The organism is Formivibrio sp. oc-25, assembly GCF_055810895.1.
This window is the reverse complement of sequence record NZ_JBVVOL010000067.1, coordinates 1-2,942: the sequence shown is the minus strand read 5'-3', so window position 1 is coordinate 2,942 and position 2,942 is coordinate 1. Positions and strand designations below refer to the sequence as shown.

Annotated in this window: 3 protein-coding genes; all 3 read left to right on the top strand. The window is 56.7% G+C overall.

Annotated features, from left to right (window positions below; genetic code table 11):
• Nucleotides 1-889, top strand: an 889-nt coding sequence (locus AC0KVQ_RS16250; protein WP_473422241.1) for a carbohydrate ABC transporter permease, incomplete at its 5' end; no start/stop codon positions are given.
• Nucleotides 890-895: 6 nt separating this feature from the next.
• Nucleotides 896-1,780: a carbohydrate ABC transporter permease gene (locus AC0KVQ_RS16245; RefSeq protein WP_473422240.1), complete on the top strand. Its 885-nt coding sequence runs from the start codon at nucleotides 896-898 to the stop codon at nucleotides 1,778-1,780.
• Nucleotides 1,781-1,860: 80 nt separating this feature from the next.
• On the top strand, nucleotides 1,861-2,942 hold a 1,082-nt coding region (locus tag AC0KVQ_RS16240; protein ID WP_473422239.1), incomplete at its 3' end, for an ABC transporter ATP-binding protein.

The window sequence follows — 2,942 nt, the reverse complement described above, 5'->3', positions numbered from 1 at the left end:
AGACCAGATGTACGAAAAAAAGCACTTGGGCTTCATGTATGCGTTGCCCTACATCATAGGGGTGCTGCTGTTTCAGCTGTTCCCCTTTGTGTTGTCATTTGCGCTGAGTTTTACCGATTACTCGGCGGTGGGGGATCCGCAATGGGTGGGGCTGCAGAACTATGAAGACATCATTCTGTACGACAGCAAGTTTCACAAGTCGTACGGGGTGAGTATCGGCTTTGTGCTGACGACCGTTCCGGTGCGTCTGGCGATTGCCCTGTTTGTGGCGCACATCCTCAACTTCAAATTGCGTGGCATCAACTTCTTCCGCACCGCGTTCTACCTGCCGTCCGTGCTGGGTGGCTCGATTGCGGTGGCGGTGTTGTGGCGCTTCGTGTTTGCCGAGCAGGGCCTGGTGAACATCCTGCTGACCAAGCTGGGCTTTTCGGCGATTCCGTGGTTTGCCGACGAGAACTATGCGATCTGGACCATCATCTTGCTGAATGCCTGGCAATTTGGTTCGGCCATGGTGATCTTCCTGGCTGCACTGCAGAACGTGCCGCAATCGCTGTATGAAGCCGCCTCGATCGATGGCGCCTCCAAGATGCAGATGTTCCTGAAAGTGACCATTCCGCTGATCACACCGGTGATTTTCTTCAACTTCATCATGCAGATGGTGAACGCCTCGCAGGAGTTCAATGCGCCGTACGTGATTACCGGTGGCGGCCCGCTGCACTCGACCTACCTGCTGTCGCTGTACATCTATGAAGAAAGCTTCAAGAACATGGCGATGGGTTACGGCAGTGCGCTGGCGTGGATTCTGTTCACAACGGTATCGGTGCTGACCGCGATTGCATTCTGGTCGCAGAAGTACTGGGTGTTCTATTCAGGTGACAAGAGGAAGTAAGCAGAGATGGCAACAGATACCGTAATGACTAGCGCCGAGATCCTGAAGACGCAGCAGCGCGAGAAGATTGCCGCGGCGATCCGCTACATCGTGCTGACGATTGTCGGCATCGTGATGATCTACCCGCTGTTGTGGCTGTTTGGAGCGGCGTTCAAGACCAATGCCGAGATCTTTACCGAAATCGGTTTTATCCCGAGCCACTTCAACTTTGACTCGTTCGTGCAGGGCTGGAAGACCTCGACCGAATACACGTTCGCGACGTATTTCATGAACTCGTTCGGCATGGTGATCCCGCGCATTATCGCCACGGTGGTCTCGGCGATCATTGTGGGATATGCCTTTGCCCGCTTTGACTTCTGGGGCAAGAAGACCCTGTTCGCGATCCTGATCGGCTCGCTGATGCTGCCCAAGATCGTGCTGCTGGTGCCGTCCTACCTGATGTTCCAGAAGTTTGGCTGGCTCGACACCTACCTGCCGATGATCGTCCCGGCTGGTTTCGGGATTGAAGTGTTCTTCACCTTCATGCTGATCCAGTTCCTGCGCGGCATTCCGCAGGACATGGAAGAAGCCGCGCAGATCGATGGTTGTAATTCGCTGCAGGTGCTGTGGTACATCCTGATCCCGCTGCTGAAGCCGGCGATCATCTCGGTGGTGGTGTTCCAGTTCATCTGGTCGATGAACGACTTCATGCAGCCCTTGATCTACATCTCGAGCGTATCGAAGTACCCGATCTCGCTGGCCTTGCGCATGACGGTGAGCGCGACCGAACTGGTGGAATGGTCGCAGGTGATCGCGATGTCGGTGGTGGCGTTGTTGCCGTCGATGATCGTGTTCTTCTCGGCGCAGCGCTACTTCGTGCAGGGTATCGCCAGTTCCGGCATCAAGGGTTAATTGGATTGTGTGCCGGATGCCTGGATGGCATCCGGCCAGACAGACACTCAAAGACATTCAAGAGTTAGAGGATTCGAAAGATGGCAAACGTAAGTCTTCGCAAGGTCGAGAAAACCTACCCGAACGGATTCAAGGCGGTGCATGGCATCGAACTGGAGATCAAGGACGGCGAATTCATGGTGCTGGTCGGCCCGTCCGGCTGTGCCAAGTCCACGCTGCTGCGCATGGTGGCCGGTCTGGAAACCATTACCGGCGGCGAGATCGTGATCGGCGGCACGGTGGTGAACAACCTGGAACCGAAACAGCGCGGCATCGCCATGGTGTTCCAGAACTACGCGCTCTACCCGCACATGAAGATCTTCGACAACCTCGCTTTTGGCCTGAAGCTGGCCAAGGTTGCCAAGGACGAAATCATGTCGCGTGTGACCGCAGCGGCCAAGACGCTGGAAATCGAAGCGCTGCTGGAACGCCTGCCACGTCAGCTCTCCGGCGGCCAGGCCCAGCGTGTAGCGGTGGGTCGTGCCATCGTGAAGCACCCGGAAGTGTTCCTGTTCGACGAACCGCTGTCCAACCTCGATGCCAAGCTGCGTGCCTCGATGCGCGTACGCATTACCGAATTGCACAAGGATCTGAAGTCGCGTGGCGTACCCTCGACCGTGATCTACGTCACGCACGACCAGGTGGAAGCGATGACCATGGGCGAGCGCATCTGCGTGATGAAGGAAGGGCGCATCATGCAGGTGGACAAGCCGACCGTGCTGTACGCCAAGCCGGCCAACACCTTTGTTGCCAGCTTTATCGGTTCGCCGGAAATGAACATCCAGGATGCGGAACTGATTGAAGACGGAAGTGGCCTGGCTGTGCTGCTGGGTGGCCAGAAGCTGCCGCTGCCGGCGCAGAAGGCCGAGAAGGTACGCGGTTTCGTGGGCAAGAAGGTGAAGTTCGGCATTCGTCCGGAACACATCGGCTCGCGCGAAACCCTGCCCAATGCGCAGACCAGCGTCATCGGCAAGATGCGGATCGTGGAACACATGGGCCACGAAGTGTTTGTGTATTTCGAGATCGGCAACCTGCCGTTCACCGCACGCATGGAAGCAGACAACCTGAAGGAGATCTTCCAGAAGGGTCGTGGCGAGCAGTATGAGTTCTGCCCGAGAATGGA